The sequence below is a fragment of the Thauera sp. GDN1 genome, from assembly GCF_029223545.1.
Lineage (GTDB): Bacteria > Pseudomonadota > Gammaproteobacteria > Burkholderiales > Rhodocyclaceae > Thauera.
On the sequence record NZ_CP097870.1, the window covers coordinates 3,614,025 to 3,637,432 of the forward strand.

Annotated in this window: 24 protein-coding genes; 16 read left to right on the top strand and 8 right to left on the bottom strand. The window is 70.0% G+C overall.

Annotated features, from left to right (window positions below; translation table 11 throughout):
• Nucleotides 1–33 precede the first annotated feature (33 nt).
• The 4 genes from CKCBHOJB_RS16625 to CKCBHOJB_RS16640 all read left to right on the top strand — a co-directional run bounded on the left by CKCBHOJB_RS16625 (nt 34) and on the right by CKCBHOJB_RS16640 (nt 2,872).
• Nucleotides 34–267, top strand: a complete 234-nt coding sequence (locus tag CKCBHOJB_RS16625; protein WP_281049779.1) for a type II toxin-antitoxin system prevent-host-death family antitoxin — start codon at nt 34–36, stop codon at nt 265–267.
• Entirely contained in the window at nt 264–677 is a 414-nt protein-coding gene (locus tag CKCBHOJB_RS16630) for a type II toxin-antitoxin system VapC family toxin (protein ID WP_270068596.1), read from the top strand. Before CKCBHOJB_RS16625 ends, CKCBHOJB_RS16630 begins: the two co-directional genes overlap by 4 nt.
• 129 nt (nt 678–806) lie before the next feature.
• Nucleotides 807–1,844, top strand: a complete 1,038-nt coding sequence (locus CKCBHOJB_RS16635) for an aliphatic amidase (protein ID WP_281049780.1) — start codon at nt 807–809, stop codon at nt 1,842–1,844.
• Nucleotides 1,845–1,900: 56 nt separating this feature from the next.
• Entirely contained in the window at nt 1,901–2,872 is a 972-nt protein-coding gene (locus CKCBHOJB_RS16640; protein ID WP_281049781.1) for a D-glycerate dehydrogenase, read from the top strand.
• Here CKCBHOJB_RS16640 and murB read toward each other — a convergent pair whose 3' ends face one another.
• A complete protein-coding gene (gene murB, locus CKCBHOJB_RS16645; protein ID WP_281049782.1) occupies nt 2,873–3,895 on the bottom strand; it encodes a UDP-N-acetylmuramate dehydrogenase in 1,023 nt (340 codons plus the stop codon).
• Nucleotide 3,896: 1 nt separating this feature from the next.
• The gene (locus tag CKCBHOJB_RS16650) at nt 3,897–4,388 is read right to left on the bottom strand and encodes a PACE efflux transporter (RefSeq protein ID WP_281049783.1); all 492 of its coding nucleotides are present in this window, start codon (nt 4,386–4,388) and stop codon (nt 3,897–3,899) included.
• A 335-nt stretch (nt 4,389–4,723) separates the two neighbouring features.
• Between CKCBHOJB_RS16650 and CKCBHOJB_RS16655 the strand changes: the two genes are divergently transcribed.
• Nucleotides 4,724–6,031, top strand: a complete 1,308-nt coding sequence (locus tag CKCBHOJB_RS16655; protein ID WP_281049784.1) for an MFS transporter — start codon at nt 4,724–4,726, stop codon at nt 6,029–6,031.
• Here the strand turns inward: CKCBHOJB_RS16655 and CKCBHOJB_RS16660 are convergent.
• Nucleotides 5,970–6,911, bottom strand: a complete 942-nt coding sequence (locus CKCBHOJB_RS16660; RefSeq protein ID WP_281049785.1) for a sodium-dependent bicarbonate transport family permease — start codon at nt 6,909–6,911, stop codon at nt 5,970–5,972. The genes CKCBHOJB_RS16655 and CKCBHOJB_RS16660 overlap by 62 nt on opposite strands.
• 145 nt (nt 6,912–7,056) lie before the next feature.
• On the opposite strand from CKCBHOJB_RS16660, the gene CKCBHOJB_RS16665 reads away from it, so the two are divergent.
• Nucleotides 7,057–7,986: a LysR family transcriptional regulator gene (locus CKCBHOJB_RS16665; protein WP_281049786.1), complete on the top strand. Its 930-nt coding sequence runs from the start codon at nt 7,057–7,059 to the stop codon at nt 7,984–7,986.
• Here the strand turns inward: CKCBHOJB_RS16665 and CKCBHOJB_RS16670 are convergent.
• Nucleotides 7,943–11,167: a transglycosylase domain-containing protein gene (locus CKCBHOJB_RS16670; protein WP_281049787.1), complete on the bottom strand. Its 3,225-nt coding sequence runs from the start codon at nt 11,165–11,167 to the stop codon at nt 7,943–7,945. The two genes, CKCBHOJB_RS16665 and CKCBHOJB_RS16670, sit on opposite strands and share 44 nt — an antisense overlap.
• A gap of 211 nt (nt 11,168–11,378) precedes the next feature.
• Here CKCBHOJB_RS16670 and CKCBHOJB_RS16675 point away from each other — a divergent pair, with 211 nt between their 5' ends.
• The 4 genes from CKCBHOJB_RS16675 (at nt 11,379) to CKCBHOJB_RS16690 (ending at nt 14,151) form a co-directional block, all read left to right on the top strand.
• A complete protein-coding gene (locus CKCBHOJB_RS16675) occupies nt 11,379–12,389 on the top strand; it encodes a sulfate ABC transporter substrate-binding protein (RefSeq protein ID WP_281049788.1) in 1,011 nt (336 codons plus the stop codon).
• Between the two features lie 11 nt (nt 12,390–12,400).
• A complete protein-coding gene (locus CKCBHOJB_RS16680; RefSeq protein ID WP_281049789.1) occupies nt 12,401–12,616 on the top strand; it encodes a TOBE domain-containing protein in 216 nt (71 codons plus the stop codon).
• A 7-nt stretch (nt 12,617–12,623) separates the two neighbouring features.
• Nucleotides 12,624–13,355, top strand: a complete 732-nt coding sequence (locus tag CKCBHOJB_RS16685) for an alpha/beta hydrolase (protein ID WP_281049790.1) — start codon at nt 12,624–12,626, stop codon at nt 13,353–13,355.
• Nucleotides 13,356–13,473: 118 nt separating this feature from the next.
• Nucleotides 13,474–14,151 (top strand): type 1 glutamine amidotransferase domain-containing protein, encoded by a 678-nt coding sequence (locus CKCBHOJB_RS16690; protein WP_281049791.1) that lies wholly within the window; start codon nt 13,474–13,476, stop codon nt 14,149–14,151.
• Between the two features lie 96 nt (nt 14,152–14,247).
• Here the strand turns inward: CKCBHOJB_RS16690 and ydfG are convergent, their stop codons facing one another.
• From ydfG to CKCBHOJB_RS16705, 3 genes are all read right to left on the bottom strand, one after another.
• A complete protein-coding gene (gene ydfG, locus CKCBHOJB_RS16695; RefSeq protein ID WP_281049792.1) occupies nt 14,248–14,994 on the bottom strand; it encodes a bifunctional NADP-dependent 3-hydroxy acid dehydrogenase/3-hydroxypropionate dehydrogenase YdfG in 747 nt (248 codons plus the stop codon).
• A 157-nt stretch (nt 14,995–15,151) separates the two neighbouring features.
• Complete coding sequence (locus CKCBHOJB_RS16700) at nt 15,152–16,021, bottom strand: EAL domain-containing protein (protein WP_281049793.1); 870 nt, start codon at nt 16,019–16,021, stop codon at nt 15,152–15,154.
• 93 nt (nt 16,022–16,114) lie between these two features.
• The gene (locus tag CKCBHOJB_RS16705) at nt 16,115–16,369 is read right to left on the bottom strand and encodes a hypothetical protein (protein ID WP_281049794.1); all 255 of its coding nucleotides are present in this window, start codon (nt 16,367–16,369) and stop codon (nt 16,115–16,117) included.
• 197 nt (nt 16,370–16,566) lie between these two features.
• Here CKCBHOJB_RS16705 and CKCBHOJB_RS16710 point away from each other — a divergent pair, with 197 nt between their 5' ends.
• Genes CKCBHOJB_RS16710 through CKCBHOJB_RS16730 form a run of 5 tightly spaced genes read left to right on the top strand, consistent with a single transcriptional unit; the run spans nt 16,567 to nt 21,383 of the window.
• Complete coding sequence (locus tag CKCBHOJB_RS16710) at nt 16,567–17,583, top strand: sulfate ABC transporter substrate-binding protein (protein WP_281049795.1); 1,017 nt, start codon at nt 16,567–16,569, stop codon at nt 17,581–17,583.
• Nucleotides 17,583–18,419 carry a sulfate ABC transporter permease subunit CysT gene (cysT, locus tag CKCBHOJB_RS16715; protein WP_281049796.1) on the top strand — a complete coding sequence of 279 codons (837 nt, stop codon included), beginning with the start codon at nt 17,583–17,585 and terminating at the stop codon, nt 18,417–18,419. Before CKCBHOJB_RS16710 ends, cysT begins: the two co-directional genes overlap by 1 nt.
• Complete coding sequence (gene cysW, locus CKCBHOJB_RS16720; RefSeq protein ID WP_281051713.1) at nt 18,419–19,327, top strand: sulfate ABC transporter permease subunit CysW; 909 nt, start codon at nt 18,419–18,421, stop codon at nt 19,325–19,327. The genes cysT and cysW overlap by 1 nt, the downstream gene beginning before the upstream one ends.
• The gene (locus CKCBHOJB_RS16725) at nt 19,324–20,457 is read left to right on the top strand and encodes a sulfate ABC transporter ATP-binding protein (protein ID WP_281049797.1); all 1,134 of its coding nucleotides are present in this window, start codon (nt 19,324–19,326) and stop codon (nt 20,455–20,457) included. Before cysW ends, CKCBHOJB_RS16725 begins: the two co-directional genes overlap by 4 nt.
• Nucleotides 20,454–21,383, top strand: coding sequence for a CysB family HTH-type transcriptional regulator (locus tag CKCBHOJB_RS16730; protein ID WP_281049798.1), 930 nt, complete (start codon nt 20,454–20,456; stop codon nt 21,381–21,383). Before CKCBHOJB_RS16725 ends, CKCBHOJB_RS16730 begins: the two co-directional genes overlap by 4 nt.
• Here the strand turns inward: CKCBHOJB_RS16730 and CKCBHOJB_RS16735 are convergent.
• On the bottom strand, nt 21,305–22,372 hold the full coding sequence (locus CKCBHOJB_RS16735; RefSeq protein WP_281049799.1) for an AraC family transcriptional regulator: 1,068 nt from the start codon (nt 22,370–22,372) through the stop codon (nt 21,305–21,307). The genes CKCBHOJB_RS16730 and CKCBHOJB_RS16735 overlap by 79 nt on opposite strands.
• Nucleotides 22,373–22,554: 182 nt before the next feature.
• Here CKCBHOJB_RS16735 and CKCBHOJB_RS16740 point away from each other — a divergent pair, with 182 nt between their 5' ends.
• Nucleotides 22,555–23,406 carry a class I SAM-dependent methyltransferase gene (locus CKCBHOJB_RS16740; protein WP_281049800.1) on the top strand — a complete coding sequence of 284 codons (852 nt, stop codon included), beginning with the start codon at nt 22,555–22,557 and terminating at the stop codon, nt 23,404–23,406.
• Nucleotides 23,407–23,408 lie beyond the last annotated feature (2 nt).

Below are 23,408 nucleotides of genomic sequence, written 5' to 3' on the forward strand. Positions count from 1 at the left end.
AGAAAAAGGGGCAACACAATGCAGACGTGGCAGATGCAGGAAGCGAAGGCGCGCATGTCGGAGTTGGTCAAGCGCGCCCAGACCCAGCCCCAGGACATCACCCTGCACGGCAAGTCGGTCGCAGTGGTGATCTCGCGCGAAACTTTTGATCGGTTGTCACAGGCGCAGGACTCGCTGGTGGACTTCATGCGACGCTCACCCTTGTTCGGAACAGACGACATAGCCCTCGAACGCGAGCAGAGCCTGACGCGCGAGGTCTTGTTTTGAGCTACCTGATCGACACCAACGTGTTGTCCGAACTGCGGCGCAAGTCTCCAGACCCCGGCGTGGTCGCCTGGTTTTCGCAGCGGCCGCCCACCACCCTGCATCTCTCTGTGCTGACGCTCGGCGAGATTCGCAAGGGCATTGAAGGCGTGGGTGACGAAGTTCGAAAGCAGACGCTGATCGATTGGCTCGAAACGGATCTCCCCACCTTCTTCACCGGGCGCATCCTCGACGTCAATGGCGCAGTGGCCGATCGCTGGGGGCGTCTGGTCGCTGCAGCCGGACGACCGCTGCCCACGATCGACAGCCTGCTCGCAGCGACCGCCCTGGAACACGATCTGGTACTGGTGACACGCAACACCAAGGATTTCGCCGGTCTGCCCGTCGAGGTCTTCAACCCCTGGACGAGCTGACACGAGATCTCTCAACGGCGTCGTCCCGCCCTGCGCCCGATACGTCAAACAACGTATTTGTGCAGCGCACCACCCTCCCGACAATGAGGCCACATCCTTTGCAACCCGCCTCACCGGGAGACCTAATCCATGAGACACGGAGATATTTCGAGCAGCGCCGATTGCGTGGGCATTGCGGTGGTCAATTACAAGATGCCGCGCCTGCACACCAAGGCCGAGGTGCTGGACAACGCGCGCAAGATTGCCGACATGGTGGTGGGCATGAAGCAGGGCCTGCCGGGCATGGACCTGGTGATCTTTCCCGAGTATTCGACCCACGGGATCATGTACGACCCCAAGGAGATGTACGACACCGCCGCCACGGTGCCGGGCGAGGAGACCGAGATCTTCGCCGCCGCCTGCCGCAAGGCCAAAGTGTGGGGCGTGTTCTCGCTCACCGGCGAGCGCCATGAGCAGCACCCCGACAAGGCGCCCTACAACACGCTGATCCTGATGAACGACCAGGGCGAGATCGTGCAGAAGTACCGCAAGATCATGCCCTGGGTGCCGATCGAGGGCTGGTATCCGGGCGACTGCACCTATGTGTCCGACGGCCCCAAGGGCATGAAGATCAGCCTCATCATCTGCGACGACGGCAACTACCCGGAGATCTGGCGCGACTGCGCGATGAAGGGCGCCGAACTCATCGTGCGCTGCCAGGGCTACATGTACCCGGCCAAGGACCAGCAGGTGATGGTGGCCAAGGCGATGGCATGGATGAACAACTGCTATGTGGCCGTGGCCAACGCCACCGGCTTCGACGGCGTGTATTCCTACTTCGGCCACTCGGCCATCGTCGGCTTCGACGGCCGCACGCTGGGCGAATGCGGCGAGGAGGAGATGGGCATCCAGTACGCCGAACTCTCCACCAGTCTGATCCGCGACTTCCGCAAGAACGCGCAGTCGCAGAACCACCTCTTCAAGCTGCTGCACCGCGGCTACACCGGCAAGATCAACTCCGGTGAGGAACCCACCGGCGTCGCCGCCTGCCCCTACAGCTTCTACGGCGAGTGGATCAACGACCCGGAAGGCACGCGCAAGAAGGTGGAGGCGATCACCCGCTCGACCGTGGGTACGCCGGAATGCCCGATCGAGGGCATCCCCAACCAGCCGTCGGCGCATCGCTGAACGCGTGGGCGGCGGGCGCGGTAAGCTTCGCCCTTCGCCACCACAGACCCGACGCCATGTCCCGACCCCGCATCCTCCTCACCCGCCGCTGGCCGGAAGCCGTCGAGCGCCGGCTGGGCGAGCTGTTCGACACCACGCTCAACACCGACGACCACCGCATGTCGGCCGACGAGCTGCGCGCCGCGCTGCGCGACTACGACGCGGTACTGCCGACCGTGTCCGACCGCCTCGACTCCGCCGTGCTGGCGGTCGAGGCGCCGCGCGCGCGCATCCTCGCCAACTACGGGGTCGGCTACAGCCACATCGACATCGAGGCGGCCCGCGCCCGCGGCCTGGTGGTCACCAACACCCCGGGGGTGCTCACCGACTGCACCGCCGACCTGGCGCTGACCCTGATGCTGATGGTCGCGCGCCGCGCCGGCGAGGGCGAGCGCGAGATTCGCGCCGGACGCTGGACCGGCTGGCGCCCGACCCACCTGGTCGGCACCCGGCTCGGCGGCAAGACCCTGGGCATCATCGGCATGGGCCGCATCGGCCAGGCGGTGGCGCTGCGAGCGCAGCACGGCTTCGGCATGAAGGTGGTGTTCCAGAACCGCAGCCGGCTGGCGCCCGAACGGCTGGGCACGCTACAGGCGACGCAGCTCGAGCGCGTCGAGGACGTGCTGGCGCAGGCCGACTTCGTGTCCCTGCACTGCCCGGGCGGCGGCGCCAACCGCCACCTGATGAACGCCGCGCGCCTGGCGGCGATGAAGCCGGGCGCCTTCCTGATCAACACCGCGCGCGGCGACGTGGTCGACGAGGCGGCGCTGGTCGAGGCCCTGCAGCAGGGCCGCCTGGCCGGCGCCGGCCTGGACGTGTTCGAGGACGAGCCGCGGGTCCATCCCGGCCTGCTGGCGCTGGAGAACGTCGTGCTGCTGCCCCACCTCGGCAGCGCCACGCGCGAGACCCGCGAGGCGATGGGCATGCGCGTGGTGGACAACCTGGTCGCCTTCTTCGACGGCCGGCAGCCGCCCGACCAGGTCGGCTGATCAGACGAAGACCGGTTCCGGCTCCAGGCGCACGCCGAAGCGGGCTTCGACGTCGGCCATGATCGCGTCGGCGATGCGGCGCACGTCGGCGCCGGTGGCGCCGCCGCGATTGACCAGCACCAGGGCCTGCCGCTCGTAGCAGCCGACCGGGCCGAGGTCGCGCCCCTTCCAGCCGACCTGCTCGATCAGCCAGCCGGCGGCGAGCTTCTCGCGGCCGTCGGCCTGCGGATAGTGCGGCATCGCCGGATGCGCGGCGAGCAGGCGGGCGCAGGCGTCGGCCTCGACCACCGGGTTCTTGAAGAAGCTGCCGGCGTTGCCGATCTCGGCCGGGTCGGGCAGCTTGCGGCGGCGGATCGCGATCACCGCGTCCGAGATGTCGAGCGCGCCCGGCACCTCGATGCCGCGCGCCGCCAGCTCGCGCGCCACGTCTGCATAGCGCGTGACCGGCTGCCACGGCCGCGGCAGGCGGAAGCGCACCGCGGTGACCAGCCACCTGCCCGGCTGGCGCTTGAACACGCTGTCGCGGTAGCCGAAGCCGCAGTCCGCCACGCCGAAGCTGCGAGCGGCGCCGGTATCGAGGTCGATCGCGTCGAGCGAATCGAAGCGGTCCACGATCTCCAGCCCGTAGGCGCCGATGTTCTGGATCGGCGCCGCGCCCACCGTGCCCGGGATCAGCGACAGGTTCTCCAGCCCCGGCCAGCCCTGCGCCAGCGTCCAGCGCACGAAGTCGTGCCAGTTCTCGCCGGCGCCGGCTTCCACGATCCAGGCCTCGGCCTCGGCGCGCAGCAGGCGGCGCCCGGCGATGTCGACCTTGAGCACGATGCCGGCGAAGTCGCCGCCCAGCACCAGGTTGCTGCCGCCGCCCAGCACCAGGCGCGGCGTGTGCGCCCAGTCCGGCTCGCGCGCCAGCGCGCGCAGCTGCTCGGCCGCGCGCACATGCACCAGGCGCGCGGCGCGCCCCGGCAGGCCGAAGGTGTTGAAGCGGCCGAGGTCCGCGCCGCGTGTTTCCAGGGCGAGCGTCATGTCAGCAGCGCTCGGCCGGCAGCGCGCCATCGACGCGCCCGCCCGCGGCGCCGGCCGCCGGCTGGATCGGGAACACGCGGTCGTAGCCCATGTTGAACAGCAGCGCGTATGTGGTGTAGGTGATCGCCAGGCCGATGTCGGCGACCAGCGCCTCGACCCAGCCCATGCCGGTCCACCACACGATCACCGGCAGGGTCAGGATCAGCAGGCCGCCCTCGAAGCCGACCGCATGCAGGCAGCGCAGGCGGAAGGGACGGCGGTCGGCGGTGCGACCGGTCAGGCGACCCTCGGTCCAGTCGAAGCAGGTGTTGTAGCAGCCGTTCCAGATCGCCGCGATCAGCGCCAGCAGCGCGAGCAGGCCGAGCGATTCGGTCAGCGGCACGCCGCTGATCCAGGCGAAGGGCGGGGTGATCAGCAGCAGGCCGCCGATCTCGAACAGCGCGATCTGGCGCAGGCGGTCGGGAAAAGAACGAAGCTTGGGATGAGCGGACACGGGAAGATCCTCGGCCAGCGGCGCCCACGGCAATGCCCGGCGCCAGTGTCGCGCGGGTCGTCCCGCTGTGAAGCCGACGGTCGCCGTGCGGGGTCGCATGGCGGGCGGGGTCGTCCCCGCGTCGGCGCTGAAACGGCATCGATCGATGCCCGCACGGTTTTTAGCAAGTCGGACGCCGCTTGGCAAGCCGCACACGCGGATACACGGAATCAGGCGCCCCCGGTCCGGGCACACGGGAACGAAGCAGGTCGCCGCAACTGGTACACTATTTGCACAAAAATTTCATCCGACCAGCGGGCCGCCGCGCCTCCCCGGCACGCCCCCCCGACCTGCCCATGCTGCCTACCCTGATTCCCATCGGCGCCCTGTTCTCGGGCATCGCCCTGCTGCTGCTCGGCTCCGGCCTGGTCAACACCGTCATTCCGCTGCGCGGCAGCCTGGAAGGTTTCTCGACCAACACCCTCGGCCTCATCGGTTCGACCTACTTCCTCGGCTTCTTCCTCGGCACCTTCGTCGCGCCCCGGCTGATCCGGCGCATGGGCCACATCCGCGCCTTCGCCTTCTTCGGCGCATCGGTCGCGTGCTGCATCCTGCTCCACGCGATCGTGGTCCATCCCTGGTTCTGGATGGGCTTGCGCGTACTCACCGGCATGGGGCTGGTCGGCTTCTATGCGGTGATCGAGAGCTGGCTCAACGACCGCACCGCGCCCGAGCGCCGCGGCCAGGTGTTCGCGGTGTACATGGTGGTGAACCTGGCCGCGCTCGCCGGCGCGCAGCAGTTGCTGCGCCTGGGGACACCGGCGACCTTCACGCTGTTCGCGGTGGCGGCGATCTTCGTCTGCCTGTCGCTGCTGCCGGTGACGATGACGCGCTTCCCGCAGCCGCAGATCGGCGACCAGGCCAGGCTCAAGCTGCGCATGATCTGGCGCGCGGCGCCGGCGGCCTTCGTCGGCGCGCTGTCGTCGGGGCTGTCGATGGGCGCGTTCTGGAGCCTGACCCCGGTGTATGGCGAGCGCATCGGCCTCGACGCCGCCGGTGTCGGCCTGCTGATGACCACCGCGATCGTCGGCGGCGCGCTGCTGCAATGGCCGATGGGGCGCTTCTCGGACGCCGGCGACCGCCGCCTCGCGCTCGCGGTCGCCGCCTTCGGTGCCGCGCTGGCGGGGGGCGTGGTCGCCGCATTCGGCCACCTGCCCTATCTGCCGCTCGCCGGCCTGTTCATCTACGGCGGCATGGCCTTCGCGGTGTACCCGATCGTGGTCGCCCACCTCGTCGACCACCTGCATCAGGACGAGATCCTCGCGGGCAACACCGGCGTGCTCTTCCTGCACGGCGTGGGCGCCGCCGCCGGCCCGGCCATCGCCGGCGCGCTGATGGGCTGGATCGGCGCGATCGCGCTGCCGCTGCACCTCGGGCTCGCCTTCCTGCCGCTGGCGCTGTTCGCGCTCGCACTGTCGCGTCGCAGCGCGGACGAGATCGTGGACGAGCCCGCCCAATTCACCCCGATGATGCGCACCTCGCCGACGGTGCTGGAGATGGTGTCGCCTGAAGAGCCGGCGGTGCCGGACGCCGCCGCCCCGCTCAGGCACCCGCCATCGTCTGCGCCCACCACAGGTACAGCGGAATGCCGAGCAGCAGGTTGAAGGGAAAGGTCACCGCCAGCGCTGCCGCCACGCCCAGCGCCGGGTTGGACTCGGGCACCGCGATCCGCATCGCGGTCGGCGCGGCGATGTAGGAGGCGCTGCCGGCCAGCGTCATCATCAGCACCGTGCCGCCCACGCCCAGGCCCATCGCCTGCGCCACGCCCCAGCCGGCCAGGGCCAGCACCGGCGGCAGGGCGAGCGCGCTGCCGACCAGGAACAGGCCGGCCTTCTTCAGATCGGGCAGGCGGTCGGCGGCGATCAGGCCCATCTCGAGCAGGAACAGGCACAGCGCGCCCTTGAACAGATCGACGAACAGCGGCGACAGCGGCTCCAGGCCCTGCGGCCCGGCGACCCAGCCGATCAGGATGCCGCCGCCGAGGAGCACCACGCTCTTGTTGGCGAACACCTCGTGCACCAGCGCGCCCGCAGTGGAGCTGCCGTCGCCCGACTTCACCCCCCAGCGCGCGATCAGCGTGGCGACGATCAGTGCCGGCGCCTCCATCAGCGCGGCGAGCAGGGCGAGGTGGCCCTCGACCTCGATGCCGCGCCCGGCCAGCACCGCGCTGCCGACCGCGAAGGTGACGATGCTGACCGAGCCGTAGTGCGCCGACAGCGAGGCGGCGTCGGGCCGCGAGAAGCGCAGGCGGAAGAGCGGGAACACCAGCAGCGGGATGAGCGCGCCGAGGCCGATCGCCAGCAGCGCATCGACCCACAGCGTGGCGCTTTCCGCGCGCGCGATCTCCACCCCGCCCTTGAGGCCGATGGCCAGCAGCAGGTAGATCGACAGGGTCTCGAACACCGCCGCCGGCAGGCGCAGGCCGGAGCGGGCGAGCGAGGCGACGGCGCCGAGGGCGAAGAAGAAGGGAACGGCATCGACCATTTGTTGTTTTCCTTCGAAGTGCTTGGCGGCCACGGGGCCGGAACGAAGGGCATTTTGCCGCAGCGCACATATGCAGAAAAATGCTTTGTTTTTGTCGTTAACATATACTTTAATCTATATATCTCTTCTCGCCCCTCGATCCTAGATGCGCCTGACCTTCCACCAGCTCCGCCTGCTGCTCGCGGTGTCGCGCGAGGGCAGCGTGTCGCGCGCCGCCCAGCGCCTGCACCTGACCCAGCCCACGCTGTCGACGCAATTGCGCCAGCTCGCCGAGCAGGTCGGCCTGCCGCTGTTCGAGCGCGTCGGCCGCCGGCTGCACCTCACCGCCGCCGGGCGGGTGGTGCTGGCCACCGCGACGCGGGTGGAGCAGGAACTGGAGAACCTCGACGAAACCCTGGCCGAGCTGCGCGGCGACGTGGTCGGGCGGCTGCGGCTGGCGGTGGTGAGCACCGCGGAGACCTTCATCCCGCGCCTGCTCGGCGACTTCCGCCGCGAGCGGCCGGCGGTGGAGGTGTCGCTGGTGGTGCTCAACCGCGACGCGGTGATCCGCCGCCTGGCGGACAACCTCGACGACCTCTACATCATGAGTAGGCCGCCGGACGCGCCGCCGGTGGTGGCCAAGCCCTTCCTCGCCAACCCGCTGGTGGTGATCGCGCCCGCCGACCATGCCCTGGCCGGCGCGGCCAAGGTGCCGATCGCCGCGCTCGCGGACGAGGAGTTCGTGCTGCGCGAACCCGGCTCCGGCACCCGCCAGGCCGCCGAGCACTTCTTCGCCGCCCACGGCCTGGCGCTGCGCCCGCGCCTGGAGCTGGGCAGCAACGAGGCGGTGAAGCAGGCGGTGGCGGGCGGGCTGGGTCTGTCGCTGCTGTCGGCGCATGCGCTCGCCCACGCCGTGGACGAGGGCATCGCGGTGCTGCGCGTGGCCGACACCCCGGTGCTGACGCAGTGGCAGGTGGTGCATCCGACCGGCAAGCGCCTGACCCCGCTCGCCGACGCCTTCCTGCGCTTCCTGGAAGCGCGCGCGCCCGAGCTCAATCGCGCGGCGCAGGCGCGGCTGGCGGCGGCTCGACGTTGAGTTCGTCCGGCATCGTCTCCACCGGCACGGCCGGCATCGGCTCGGCGATCACCGCCTGCATTTCGCCATTTCTCACGAGCTCGTCCGCGGCCGGCGCCCCCTCCTCGTCGGCTGCGCCATCGCCGCCGGGCAGCGGCGCGAGCCGCGGCGGCGGCAGGCAGGCGTCCGCACCACCGGCTTCGAGGTGCGGCAGGAGCACCGGCCCCATCGACTTCAGGATCTGCACCGGCAGGCCCGAGGTGAAGCGGTAGTTCGCGGCGTCGGGGCCGATGACGTAGGCGGTGAGCGTGCCGAAGTGGCGCGGGCCGAGGTAGAAGACGAAGGTCGCGGTGCGGTTCATGGCCAGGCCGGCGCGGCCCTTGACCACGATGCGGTTGTCGCCGGTGCCGGTCTTGCCGCCGAGCGTGATCTCGGTGCCGTCGGCCAGGCGGAAGGCGCCGGCAAGCCGCCGCGCGGTGCCGCCCTCGACCACGTCGGACAGCGCCCCGCGCAGCGCCTGCGCCACCTCCGGCGCCATCACCTGCTCGCCCTCGGCGGGGCGCACCGCGAACGCGGTCTCGTAGGGCGTGGCGGCCGCGAAGCGCACGGTGTCGATGCGCCGCGTCGGCAGACGGCGGCCGTCGTTGACGATGATGCCCATCAGCTCGGCGAGCGCCGCCGGGCGGTCGCCGGAACTGCCGAGCGCGGTCGCCAGCGAGGGCACGAGGTGGCCGAAGGGATAGCCCAGCCTCGCCCAGCGGCGATGGATGTCGAGGAAGGCCTCGACCTCGAGCAGGGTGAAGATGCGCGAATCCTGCGCGCCCTTGGCACGGGTGCGGAACAGCCAGCGATACACCTGCTGGCGCTCCTTCTCGCTCGCCGCCACCGCATCGGCCAGGCTCGCCTGCGGATGCTGCAGGCGGAAGGCGACCAGCCACAGCTCGAGCGGATGCACGCGCGCGACGTAGCCGCGGTCGGGCAGATCGAAGGCGTCGGGGGCGTGGCGGGCGTAGAGCTGGCCGATGCGCGCCTCGCTCAGCGCCCCGTCGCCCAGGCGGCGGCCGAGGAAGGCGGCGAGCGCGGCCGGCGGTGCCTCGGGCTCCAGGTAGCGGAACACCGCGGCGAGGCGGTCGGCGCCCGGGCGCAGCCCGTCGAGCAGCATCGAGCGCATCTCCTCCGCGCTGCGGTCCTGGTACTTGCGCCAGAAGCGGCGCAGGAAGGCCTGGCCCTCGCGGTCGGCGAAGCGCGCGAGGTATTCGATGCGGCGCGGGTCCTGGTTGTCCTCGAGCAGGCGCGCGGTGCTGCCCGGCACCTGGTACATGGTGTGGCGCACGATCTCGCGCATCAGGCGTACGAAGGGCAGGTTGATCGAGGCCTGCAGCGCCTCGCGCAGCGTGGGCTCGCGGCCGTTGTCGGTGTCGTTGAAGTTGCCGAAGGTGTGGCGCCCGCCGCCGGTGAAGAAACCCTCGCCCGGGCTGGCGGAGTAGCGGCGCTCGAGCGCGGCCTCGAGCATCGCCGGCAGGCTGCGGTCGGCCGTGGTGGCGAGGTGGTCGATCGCCCAGCGCGTGAGTCGGTCGTGGGTGTCGACATCCACCTTGCGCAGTGCCGGCACATCGAGCGCAGCGAGGCGGCCATGGAGCTCGGCTACGATCTCGAGATAGGTCGCCAGCACGCGCAGCTTGGCGGTGGAGCCAAGCTCGAGCTTGCTGCCCTCGTTGATGTCGAGCGGCTGGTCGGTGGTGTCGGTCTGCACCCGCACGCGGTTGCCGCCCTCGGTGCGCTCGACCAGGGTGAAGCTGTAGCGCACCGCACCGAGCGTGGCCGGATGCAGCATGCGCTCGCCGATCAGGCCCTGGCTGCGCGCGAAGGCGGGGTCGCCGAGGCGGCCGAGGTAGTCGCTCACCGCCTGCTGCAGGCTGCCGTGCAGCGTGGTGCTCATGCGCGCGTCGAGGCGGTCGAGGCTGTACAGCGAGGTGCCGAGCATGCCGGCCATGCGCGCGCGCACCGCGGTCGTGCCCTTGCCCGGATTGGCCGGCACCACCGCCGGATCGGCGGCGAGGTCGCGATAGACCAGCGGCTGGCCGAGCGCGGCGTCGCGCAGCGCCGGGCTGATCAGCCCGGCCTCGGCGAGCAGGCGCAGGTGGGCGTCGGTGCTGCGGGTAAGCTCGTTGCGGCCGCCGGCGAGATACCACGACGGGCGGCGGTGGGCGATCATCAGCGCCACCACCTGGCGCAGGGCCTGGCCCTGGGCGACACGCTCGGCGCCCTTGCCTTCCGGCTCGGACAGCAGCGCATTGACGCGATCGAAGTCGGCGCCGAACCACACCCACAGGCCGTCCCCCAGGCCATTGACCTCGCCGTGGCCGGGCGCGGCCGACAGCGGCACCGTGTTCAGGTAGTCCAGCACCAGGCGCCGGCGCACCGGCAGGGTCTGCTCGCCCTCGCGGTAGGCGCGCACCGAGGCCGACACCATCTGGCGCAGCTTCTCGCGCGCATCCAGGGTGATGCCGTCGGGCGAATGACGGTACTTCTCGATCTGGGTGGCGAGCGTGCTGCCGCCGGGCGCGTCGAGGTCGGCATTGACCATGCGCCCGAGCTGGCCGAGCGCGGCGCGCGCGAAGCGCACCCAGTCCACCGCCGGGTTCAGCGTCGGCCGCGTCTCGTCGAGCAGGTCGCGGTTCTCGATGAACAGCAGCGCCTGGGCGACGATCGCCGGCACGTCCTCGAAGCGCGCATAGCCGCGCCAGGGGTAGCGGAAGCCGTACAGCGGCTGGGCGCGGCAGTCGAACACGTCGAGACCGGCGCGCGTCTTCTCCGCATAGGGCGGAAACAGGCCGCGTTCGACGTGCTCGATGAGCGCGTCGTTGAAGCGCACCTGCTCGGTCAGCGCGAAACCGCGCGCCTGCAGGCGTTCGGAAAAACGCGGCAGCCCGGTGTAGCCGAGGCGCTGGTCGAAGGGACCGTGGGCCGGGAAGCGGATCGCGTCGCTCGGCCCGGCCACCAGCGCGTAGTCCAGGCGCGCGGCATGGCGCGCGATCTCGCGCGCCTGCAGGCGCGAGGTCTTCATCTCGTGCCACAGCAGCATCACGCCCGCCACCAGCGCGACCAGCACCAGCACGACGATGACGGCGGCAAGCAGGCGCCAGGGGCGGAACGGGCGGCGCTGGGGCGCCGGCGCGGGATTCGGAACGTCGGGACTCACGGGCGGGCGGGACGGTATTGCAGTGCGGTGATTATCACCATTCTGCGGCGTAAAAATGACACTGTTACACGCGCACCACAGTCTCTTCGCGCGATTGTGTGAAGTGCGCCCGCGTCCGGGCGGAATAAGCAATGCGCTTTTTCTTGGTTCGGATCATCAGGCGGCACGGATAGATTTCCTCCATCGCAGTTACCCTCATGGAGAAATCACGATGCGCTTCAGCCCCCTTCGCCGCACCCTGCTCGCCCTCACCCTCGCCGCCGGACTGGTCGGCAGCGCGCAGGCGCAGACCACCCTGCTCAACGTGTCCTACGACCCGACGCGCGAGCTCTACCAGGAATTCAACCCGGAGTTCGCCCGCTACTGGAAGGACAAGACCGGCGAGACCGTCACCATCAAGCAGTCGCACGGCGGTGCGGGCAAACAGGCAAGGGCGGTGATCGACGGACTCGAAGCCGACGTCGTCACCCTGGCGCTCGCCTACGACATCGACGCCATCGCCGAGCGGACCGGCAAGATTCCCGCCGACTGGCAGACACGCCTGGCCAGCAACAGTTCGCCCTACACCTCGACCATCGTCTTCCTGGTACGCAAGGGCAACCCCAAGGGCATCAAGGACTGGGGCGACCTGGTGAAGCCCGGCGTCGAGGTCGTCACCCCCAATCCGAAGACCTCCGGCGGCGCGCGCTGGAACTACCTCGCCGCCTGGGGTTACGCGCTCAAGCAGCCCGGCGGCAACGAGCAGAGCGCACAGGCCTTCGTCACCGAACTGCTCAAGCACGTGCCGGTGCTGGACTCGGGCGCGCGCGGCGCCACCAACACCTTCGTCCAGCGCGGCATCGGCGACGTGCTGCTGGCGTGGGAGAACGAAGCCTTCCTGTCGATCAACGAACTCGGGCCGGACAAGTTCGAGATCGTGGTGCCCTCGATCTCGATCCTCGCCGAGCCGCCGGTCACGGTGGTCGATGGCGTGGCCAGCAAGCGCGGCACCGCCAAGGTGGCGCAGGCCTACCTCGAGTACCTGTACTCGCCGGTCGGTCAGAAGATCGCCGCCAAGCACTACTACCGCCCGGTCAAGCCCGAACACGCCGACCCGGCCGACGTCGCCCGCTTCCCGAAGGTCGAGCTGATCACCATCGAGGACCTCGGCGGCTGGCAGGCGGCGCAGAAGAAGCACTTCGCCGACGGCGGGGTGTTCGACCAGATCTACGCCAGCAAATAAGGGGAGAGGCGATGGCAATCCAGGCAATCAACGTACGCAACCAGTTTCGCGGCCGGGTGAAGGAGATCATCCGCGGCGACGTGGTCAGCGAAGTCGACGTCGAGACCTCCTCCGGCATCGTCACCTCGGTGATCACCACGCGCCCGGTGGACGAGCTCGGGCTCAAGCCCGGCTCCGAAGTCGTCGCGCTGGTGAAGTCCACCGAAGTGTCGATCGCCACGCTGTGAGGCCGCCATGCGCGAGACGGTGCTGATCGTCCCTGGCTATCACGGCAGCGGCCCCGGGCACTGGCAGACCTGGCTCGAGCACGAGCTGCCCGATGCCCGGCGCGTCACCGGCATCGACTGGGACGCACCGCTGCTGGCGCGCTGGGCGGGCGAGGTGCGGCGCGAGATCGACGAGGCCACCGGCGCGGTGTGGCTGGTCGCGCACAGCTTCGGCTGCCTGGCCAGCGCGGTGGCCGCGGCCGACCGCCCACACCGCGTGGCGGGCCTGCTGCTGGTCGCCCCGGCCGATCCGGAGCGCTTCGAGCTGCTCGGCGTGCGCGCGGATTCCCGACGCAGCGCGGGGCTCGGCCCCTTCCTGCCGCATTCAGGCTTCAACTGCCAAAGCATCCTGGTGGCCAGCAGCAACGACCCGTGGCTGAAGCCAGAGGCCGCCCGCAGCTTGGCCGCGCGCTGGGGCAGTCGCCTGATCGACATCGGCGATGCCGGCCACATCAACATCGACTCCGGCCACGGGCCTTGGCCCCTGGCGCTGAGCCTGCTTCAACAGTTGCGCGACAGCGCGGCCGACCGCCCGCTCGGGCTGATCGCCGCGGATCGGCGCGCCCCACTGCGAGGGCGCGGCAGCGCACTGGCCCGCCTCCGGCACCAGACGCGACGCTTCCTGAACTTGCGTGGGGCACGCCTGACTGGCGCTCAGGTTCTGCCACACGGGGGAGTTCGAGACCCGCAACTCGACTAAACTGGACACGCTCTGCACCACGACGCCCGCCAGAAGCGCGCGCCAAGATCCAAGGCGCACTGCCGGGTAGTCCTGGACGCGGCGACACGCGCCCCCGCCCCCACACAAGGGAATCCTGATGAAAATCCTCATGGTACTGACGTCGCACGACCGCCTCGGGGAAACCGGTCACAAGACCGGATTCTGGCTGGAGGAATTCGCCGCCCCTTACTATGCCTTCAGGGACGCGGGCGCCGAGCTCACGCTGGCCTCGCCGCTCGGTGGTCAGCCGCCTCTCGACCCGAAGAGCGACGACCCCGGTTTCCAGACCGACGCCACCCGCCGCTTCCGAGCCGACGCTGCCGCTCAGGCGCAGCTCGCTTCGACCCTTCGTCTCGACTCGGTGCGCGCCGAAGACTTCGACGCGGTGTTCTACCCGGGCGGCCACGGCCCGCTCTGGGATCTGGCCGAGGATCCGGCCTCGCGGGCGCTGATCGAAGCCGTGTACGCTGCCGGCAAGCCCGTCGCCGCGGTCTGCCACGCTCCCGCCGTGTTCCGCCACGCCCGGGGCCAGGATGGCCGACCGCTGGTCAGCGGTCGCCGCGTCACCGCCTTCTCCAACACCGAGGAGGCAGCCGTGCAGCTCACCGACGTGGTGCCTTTCCTGGTCGAGGACATGCTCAGGGCCAACGGCGCCGAGTACTCCCGTGCTGCCGACTGGCAGGAGCACGTCGTCACCGACGGGCGCCTGGTGACGGGGCAAAACCCGGCTTCGTCCGAGGCCACCGCGCGTGCCCTTCTCGCCCTGCTGGCCTGAGGGGCCGGGGCGGGTTGCCGCCGACCGCGATCGTGCACACGGGCGCCCCGGGATCAGCCGCCCCCGGGGCGCCAGGCCGGCGTGCGCAGCCCCCCGTCAGCCGCGATGCACCGACAGCCCGGCGAAGGACTGCGCCACCGGCATCAGTTCGATGGTGTTGATGTTGACGTGCGCCGGCCGGGTCGCGATCCAGTAGATCGCGTCGGCGATGTCCTCGGCGGTCAGCGGCTGGACGTCGGCATAGACCTTGGCCGCCTTGTCGTCGTCGCCGTAGAAGCGCACGTTGGAGAACTCGGTGCCGCCGCACAGGCCGGGCTCGATGTCGGTGACGCGGATCGCGGTACCGGACAGATCGGCGAGCAGGTTGAGACTGAACTGGCGAACGAAGGCCTTGGTAGCGCCATAGACGTTGCCGCCGGCATAGGGCCAGCGCCCCGCCACCGAACCGAGGTTGAACACGTGGCCGCGGTTGCGCTCGACCATGCCGGGCAGAAAGGCGCGCGTCACCTGTACCAGGCCGGTGCAGTTGGTGTCGATCATGGTCCGCCAGTCGTCCAGCGAGGCTGTATGTGCGGGGTCAAGGCCGAGGGCGAGCCCGGCGTTGTTGACCAGCACATCCACCTCGGCGAAGCCGGCGGGCAGCGCGCCCGGCAGCGCGGCGACCGCATCGGCGTCGCGCACGTCCAGCTCCAGCGGCAGCAGCGCATCGCCGAGTTCGGCGGCGAGCGCATCGAGGCGGTCCTTGCGGCGGGCGGTGGCGACGACGCGATGGCCGCCCTTGACGAAGCTGCGGGCGATGGCGGCGCCGAAGCCGGCGGAGGCGCCGGTAACGAAGACGATCATGAGAGGAATCCTGAACGAAGGCTTTGCAGACTGCGCCACACTCCGATCATGGAGCGGGCGCACGAGCGCTCGATGGTAGCGAACCCGCACGCCGATTCCAAAGACGGATTTCCGCAGTGCCTATGCGCTTCAGTTCGACAGGTTCCTGGACCGGGGCTCAGAGAGCGACGCGGTCCGGCACGCGGCGCCAGGCTCGCGTGATCATGGCGTACTGCGCGGGAAGACCATAGCCATGGCCCTGCACGCACACCTCCTCGGGTAGCGGGCCGTTCAGCTTGTGCTCGAGCCGCGTCAACACGATGCGGACCCGCTCGCGCACGGCCGCCATCCCATCCACACGTGCCCGCCAATCCTCGGCCGGGAGCAGCCGCGCGCCGTCGATCTTGACGAACTGGGCGGGCACGCCGATGCAGAGCGCCTGCCACTGCTTAGGCGACGCGACGTTGATCGCCACCTGGAAGCCGTTGTTGCGGTAGTTGCGCAGCACGAAGGCGAGCAGGTCGGGCTGGCTGCTGGCTGCAAGGGGCGTTTCGATGACGATGCGCTCGGGCGGCAGACCGAGCGCATCGACCACCTTGCGGAAGGCGGCACCGTGATCGCTGCTCACCGTGGCGAGCAGGCGACCGTGCACGTTGAGGAACAACAGGCCGTCCCCTTCGACGGTGCGCAGGAAATTGAGCGCATGCACCGTCCGCGCCAGGCGGTCGAGCGCAACCAGTTGATCGTCATCTGCATTGGCCGAGAACAGGGTCCACGGCGACAGGGCGCGCTCACCGCTTCCCAGAATGCGCAGATACGCCTCGTAGCCGATCGCGCGGCCATCGGCGGGAGCGACGATCGGCTGGAACACGCTCGACAGCTCGCAGCCGAACCAGTCCCCGACTACGCCACCGTCGGCGAGCCGGCGAAGCTGCCGCCCGCCCTCGCGTTCGAGGGGCAGGCCGTCGAGGAAGGCACGCGTCCGCGCCGCGAGCGGGCGATCGGCAATGGGCATCTCACTTCTCCGCAGGGTTTCGATGGGCCGCATGCTCGCGCATGCGCTGTCGAAACCGAATGAAGAAATTCTGCTTAGATATTCAGGGCTGCAGATCAGACGCGCATGGCCGCGGCCTGGTCAGGGTCAACGCCGCTGCCAGCGCGCGATCGCCAGCAGCAGCGCCGCACCGAGCAGCGCGCCGCTCGCCAGCCCCGCCCAGTTGCTCACCGGTACCGGGTTGCGCACGACGATGTAGAGCAGGCCGGCCGGCAGGGCGATCGCAAACGCGATGTTGCCGCCGTCGCGGGTGCGCACGAGCATCGCGCAGACGGCGTAGAGCACGCGCAGCAGCAGGACCAGCAACAGGGCCAGCACGAAATTGCCAAGAAAGTCCGCCATCGTTTCCTCATCCGGATCGGGCAGCGCATTGTAGGACGCGAATCACCCCGAGCGTTGGCCGGGCGGTGTCGCCACCAGACGAAACGTCCCCGCCTCGCGTTTAGCTGAAATAAGAATAAGCAACGCGTTTTTTATTATTTTTTTGCCCTGCAGCACGTCGCTAGACTCCGTCTCATCAGCCCATTCCGGAGTCCGTCATGACCAATGCAATCCGCTCGACCACCCTTCGTCGCACCCTCGCCGCCCTGATCCTCGGCGCCTCGGCCTCGCTCGCGGTCGCCCAGACCACGCTGCTGAACGTGTCCTACGACGTCTCGCGCGAGCTGTACAAGGACATCAACCCGGCCTTCGCCGCGCACTGGAAGGCGCAGGGCGGCGACAGCGTGACGGTGAACCAGTCGCACGGCGGCTCGAGCAAGCAGGCCATGGCGGTGGCCGCGGGCCTGGAGGCGGACGTGGTGACCATGAACCAGGCGCCCGACATCGACATCCTGGTCGAACGCGGCGGCCTGGTCGCCGCCGACTGGCGCAAGCAGTTGCCGCACGACGCCGCCCCCTACACCACGACCTCGGTGTTCCTGGTGCGCAAGGGCAACCCGAAGAACATCAAGGACTGGGACGACCTCGCACGCGACGGGCTGCAGGTGATCGTGCCCAACCCCAAGACCTCCGGCAACGGCCGCTACACCTACCTCGCGGCCTGGGGCTACGCGCTCGACAAGACCGGCAGCGAGGCCGGCGCGCGCGAATTCGTGAGCAAGCTGTTCGCCAATGTGCCGGTGCTCGATGGCGGCGGCCGCGGCGCCACCACCACCTTCACCCAGCGCGACGTCGGCGACGTGCTGGTGACCTTCGAGAACGAGGCCATCCTGATCGCCCGCGAGCTGGGCGGCAACAAGTTCGACGTGGTCTATCCGTCGATCTCGATCGACGCATCGGCGCCGGTCGCCGTCGTGAAGTCGGTGGTGGACAAGCGCGGCACCGCCCAGGTCGCAGAGAGCTACCTGAAGTTCCTGTTCTCGCCCGCGGGGCAGGAAATCATCGCCAGGCACAACTTCCGCCCGCGCGACCCCGCGGTGCTGGCGAACAACGCCGACAAGTTCCCGCCGGTGCGCACCTTCACCGTCGATGACAAGCTCGGCGGCTGGGCGGCGGTGCAGAAGACGCACTTCGCCGACGGCGGCATCTACGACCAGCTCGTGGTGAAACGCTGATGACCGCAAGCCGGACCTTCCGCGTGCTGCCGGGCTTCAACCTGACGCTCGGCTACACGCTCGGCTACCTGTCGCTGATCGTGCTGATCCCGCTCGCGGCGGTGTTCCTGAAGACGGCGGAGCTGACCCTGGCCGAGTTCTGGGACGTGGTCACCGCGCCGCGGGTGATGGCGTCCTACAAGCTGTCCTTCGGCATGGCGCTGCTCGCCGCCGCGATCAACGCGGTGTTCGGGCTGATGCTGGCGTGGGCGCTGGTGCGCTACTCCTTTCCCGGCAAGAAGCTGATCGACGCCCTGGTGGACCTGCCCTTCGCGCTGCCCACCGCGGTGGCCGGCATCTCGCTGACGGCGCTGTACGCCAGGAACGGCTGGTTCGGCCAGTTCCTCGAGCCGCTCGGCATCCAGGTGGCGTTCAAGCCGCTCGGCGTGCTGGTGGCGCTGGTCTTCATCGGCCTGCCCTTCGTGGTGCGCACGGTGCAGCCGATCCTGGAAGACCTCGACACCGAGCTCGAGGAGGCCGCCACCAGCCTCGGCGCGCAACGCTGGCAGACCTTCCGCCACGTGATCCTGCCGATCCTGTTCCCGGCGCTGCTCACCGGCTTCGCGCTCGCCTTCGCGCGCGCGGTGGGCGAATACGGCTCGGTGATCTTCATCGCCGGCAACATCCCGATGGTGTCGGAGATCACCCCGCTGATGATCATCACCAAGCTCGAACAGTACGATTACACCGGCGCCACCGCGATCGCGACCGTGATGCTGATCCTGTCCTTCACCCTGCTGCTGATCATCAACGGCCTGCAGGCATGGACCGCCAAACGGACCGGGAGGGACCGCTGATGGCCGGCGCGACCACACTCCGCCTGGGCGCGGCCCAGGCCATCGGCCAGACCCGCTTCGAGGCGCGCGCGGCGACGCGCGAGACGCCGCTGGTGAAATGGCTGATCCTGGGCACCGCCCTCGCCTTCTTCGCGGTGTTCCTGCTGATGCCGCTGATCGCGGTGTTCATCGAGGCGCTGCGCAAGGGTTGGGAAACCTACGTCACCGCGCTGGTCGACCCCGACGCCCTGTCGGCGCTGCGCCTGACCCTGCTGGCCGCGGCGATCGCACTGCCGCTGAACCTGGTGTTCGGCGTGTGCGCGGCATGGGCGATCGCCAAGTTCGAGTTCCGCGGCAAGCACTTCCTGATCACGCTGATCGACCTGCCGTTCTCGGTGTCGCCGGTGATCGCCGGCCTGATCTACGTGCTGGTGTTCGGCGCCCAGGGCTGGTTCGGGCCGTGGCTGGCGGAGCACGACCTCAAGATCATCTTCGCCGTGCCCGGCATCGTGCTGGCCACCGTGTTCGTCACCTTCCCCTTCATCGCCCGCGAGCTGATCCCGCTGATGCAGGCGCAGGGCAAGGAGGAAGAGGAAGCCGCGGTCGTGCTCGGGGCCAACGGCCTGCAGACCTTCTGGCATGTGACCCTGCCGAACGTGAAGTGGGGCCTGCTGTACGGCGTGATCCTCACCAACGCGCGCGCGATGGGCGAGTTCGGTGCGGTGTCGGTGGTATCCGGCCACATCCGCGGCCAGACCAACACGCTGCCGCTGCACGTCGAGATCCTCTACAACGAATACCAGTTCGCCGCCGCCTTCGCGGTGGCCTCGCTGCTCGCGTTGCTGGCGCTGGTGACCCTGGGCGTCAAGACCTGGGTCGAGCACCGCGCCGCGCACGCACAGTACGACGTTTCCGAAGGACAGTCATGAGCATCCAGGTTCGCAACATCCACAAGCGCTTCGGCAACTTCGTCGCCCTCGACGACGTCTCGCTCGATTTCCCCACCGGCGAGCTGGTCGCCCTGCTCGGCCCCTCGGGCTGCGGCAAGACCACGCTGCTGCGGGTGATCGCCGGGCTGGAGCAGGCCGACGCCGGCCAGGTGCTGCTCGACGGCGAGGACGCCTCGGGCACCCACGTGCGCGACCGCCAGGTCGGCTTCGTGTTCCAGCACTACGCGCTGTTCCGCCACATGAGCGTGTTCGACAACGTCGCCTTCGGCATGCGCATGAAGCCGCGCGCCCAGCGCCCGTCGGAGAAGCAGATCGCCGACAAGGTGCACGCGCTGCTCGAACTGGTGCAGCTCGACTGGCTCGCCGACCGCTTCCCTTCCCAGCTCTCCGGCGGCCAGCGCCAGCGCATCGCGCTCGCCCGCGCGCTCGCGGTGGAGCCGCGCGTGCTGCTGCTCGACGAGCCCTTCGGCGCGCTCGACGCCAAGGTGCGCAAGGAGCTGCGGCGCTGGCTGCGCAAGCTGCACGACGAGCTGCACATCACCTCGATCTTCGTCACCCACGACCAGGAGGAGGCGCTCGAAGTCGCCGACCGCGTGGTGCTGATGAACAAGGGCGCGGTCGAGCAGATCGGCACGCCCGAGGAGGTCTATCGCCATCCGGCCACGCCCTTCGTGTATGGCTTCCTCGGCTCGGTGAACCTGTTCCACGGCCGCGCCGAGGGCGAGACCATGCACGTCGGCGAGGCGGTGCTGCAGCACGCCGACGGGCGCTTCGACAGCGGCGCGGAGGTCGTCGCCTTCGCCCGTCCGCACGAGCTCGACATCGTCGTCGATCCGGCGGCGACGGTGGGCATCGCCGCCCGCGTCGGCCGCGTCCTCGCCTTCGGCGTCACCGCGCGCGTCGAGCTCGACGGCGTCAACGGCACCAGCGGCCAGCACTTCGAGGTGGAGATGACGCGCGACCGCGTGGCCGCCCTCGGCCTGGCGGAGGGCCAGCCGGTGCGCCTCGTGCCCTCGCGGCTGACGCTGTTCGCGCACGACGGCAAGACCGTGCACCCGGCGGCCGCGAGCACAGGCGCGGGCGAGTTCGACGCGGGCGCCGGCATATGAACTTCCAGCAGTTGCGCATCATCCGCGAGACGGTGCGGCGCGGCTTCAACCTCACCGAAGTCGCCAACGCGCTGTTCACCTCGCAGTCGGGGGTGTCCAAGCACATCAAGGACCTCGAGGACGAACTCGGCATCGAGCTCTTCGTGCGCAAGGGCAAGCGCCTGCTCGGCCTCACCCCGCCCGGCAAGGAGCTGGTGGTGATGGTCGAGCGCATGCTGCTCGACGCCGCCAACATCAAGCGCCTGGCCGAGCAGTACAGCAATCGCGACCAGGGCCAGCTCACCGTGGTGACCACCCACACCCAGGCGCGCTACGTGCTGCCGACCGTGGTCGCCGCCTTCAAGCGCGCCTACCCCAGGGTGCACCTGAAGCTGCACCAGGGCAGCCCGGGCGAGATCGTGCAGATGCTGCTCGACGGCGAGGCCGACATCGGCGTCGCCACCGAGGCGCTGGCCGAAGTGCCGGAGCTGGCCTCCTTTCCCTACTACGGCTGGCAGCACGCGGTGGTCGTCCCCGCCGGACACCCGCTCGAGCAGGTGCAGCCACTGACCCTGGAGGCGATCGCCGCCCACCCGCTCATCACCTACCACGAGGGCTTCACCGGACGCGCGCGGATCGACCACACCTTCGCGCGCGCCGGGCTGGCGCCCGACGTGGTGATGTCGGCGCTCGACGCCGACGTGATCAAGACCTACGTCGAGCTCGGCCTCGGTGTCGGCATCCTGGCCTCGATGGCCTTCGACCCCGAGCGCGACCGCGGCCTGCGCAAGCTCGACAGCACCCACCTGTTCGCCGAGAACGTCACCCGCATCGCGGTGCGCCGCGGCCACTACCTGCGCGGTTTCGCCTACCGCTTCATCGAGCTGTGCGCGCCGGAGCTGACCGAGGCGGTGGTGGCCGATGCCGTGGGCGGCACGGCCGGCTGATCCTGCCGCCGCCAGGCCGCCGGCGGCACGCCGACCAGGCGCTTGAAGCTGCGCGAGAACGCCGCCTCCGACTCGTAGCCGACCTCCACCGCGATCGCCGCCACCGTGTGGCGGGTCTCGCGCAGCAGGCGCGAGCCGAGCTGGATGCGCCAGCTCGCGAGGTAGTGCATCGGCGGCTGGCCGAGCAGCTGCACGAAGCGCTCGTGCAGGGCCGAGCGCGACAGGCCGACCTGCCGCCCGAGCTCGTCGATCGTCCATCCGTGCGCGGGGTCGCCATGCAGCAGCGCCAGCGCGCGCCCGACCTGGCGGTCGCGCAGCCCGGCCAGCCAGCCCCGGGCGTCGGCGGGCAGATCGTCGAGGTAGCGGCGCACGGTGTCGACGAACATCATCTCCGCCAGGCGCTCGAGCACCGCATCGCCCCCCGCCCGGCGCTCGGCGGACTCGCGCGCCGCCTGATCGATCACGTGCGCCATCCAGCCCCCAGCCCGCGCCGCCGGCAGGTGCAGCAGCCGCGGCAGCGCAGCGACCAGCGGGTTGAACGGGCGCAGGTCGCAGCCCAGGAAGCCGCACACCAGCACCGCGTCGGCATCGTCGCTGGGCGCTGCCGGGGCGGGCAGGCCGATGCCGTCGCGGTAGCTGACCGGGATCGGCCGCGGCGCATCGCGGTTGGCGAACACCCACTCCGGCTGCAGGCGCTCGGCCGCCAGGCCGGGGGCGCTCGACATCACGTGCGCATCGCCATGCGGCAGCACGACGATGTCGCCGCTCGCCAGCCGCAGCGGCGCCTCGCCGCTCACCGCGGCCCAGCCGCTGCCGCGCACGACCATGTGGAAGGCCATCACGTGGTCGGCGCCGGGCATCACCGCCGCGGCGATCTCGCGCGCCGGCGGCGCCTCGGTCGCCCAGTTGCGCCAGCAGCTCACGTAGTAGAAGACCGCGGCACGCAAGCGCACGGTGCCGAGCAGGTCGGACAGGGTATCGCGCCCCATCGGGCAGGACCTCCGCAAATCGGGCAGGCGCGTGTGGCCAAGGGCGGACGCACGATCAAGCCTGCCGGATTTCCAGTGAAGCATCGAATCCGCCGCAGCGAAAGAATGCAGGCGTCGGTCGCAGTCACGCCCGGCACGGATCCACAGAGGTCCGCCCCAACCCCAGAGCAAGGAGACATCACATGAACGCCCCCACCGAACTGCGCGCGGCCATCGCCAGCGCCCCCGCCACCCCGGATCTCGCCGCAATCAAGCAGCGCCAGCAGGCCACCTGGGCCAGCGGCGACTACGCGGTCATCGGCACAACGCTGCAGATCGTCGGCGAGCACCTGGCCGAGGCCGCGGACGTGCGCGCCGGCGAGCGCGTGCTCGACGTCGCCGCCGGCAACGGCAACGCCACGCTGGCCGCCGCGCGCCGCTTCGCCGAGGTCACGTCCACCGACTACGTGTCCACCCTGCTCGACAAGGCCGCCGCACGCGCACGCGCCGAAGGGCTGGCGGTGCGCTTCCAGGTCGCCGACGTCGAGGCCCTGCCCTTCGCCGACGGCGAGTTCGACGTCGCGCTGTCCACCTTCGGCGCGATGTTCGCGCCCGACCACCAGCGCACCGCCGAGGAGCTGCTGCGGGTCGTGCGTCCGGGCGGGCGCATCGGCATCGCCGCATGGACGCCGGAGGGCTTCATCGGCCGCCTGTTCCGCACCGTCGGCGCGCACGTGCCGCCGCCGGCCGGGCTGCGCTCGCCGGTGAAATGGGGCGACGAGCCCTATCTGGTGGAACTGTTCGGCGCCCACGCCGAGGACATCCGGTGCAGCCGGCGCAGCTTCAACTTCCGCTACCGCTCGCCGGAACACTGGATCGAGATCTTCCGCAACTACTACGGCCCCACCCACAAGGCCTTCGCCGCGCTCGACGAGACCGGCCAGGCTCGCCTCCATGCCGACCTGACGGCCCTGCTCGAGTCGCTCAACGTCGGCGGCGAGGATTCACTGGTGGTGCCGGGCGAATACCTCGAGGTGGTGATCACCCGGCATTGACG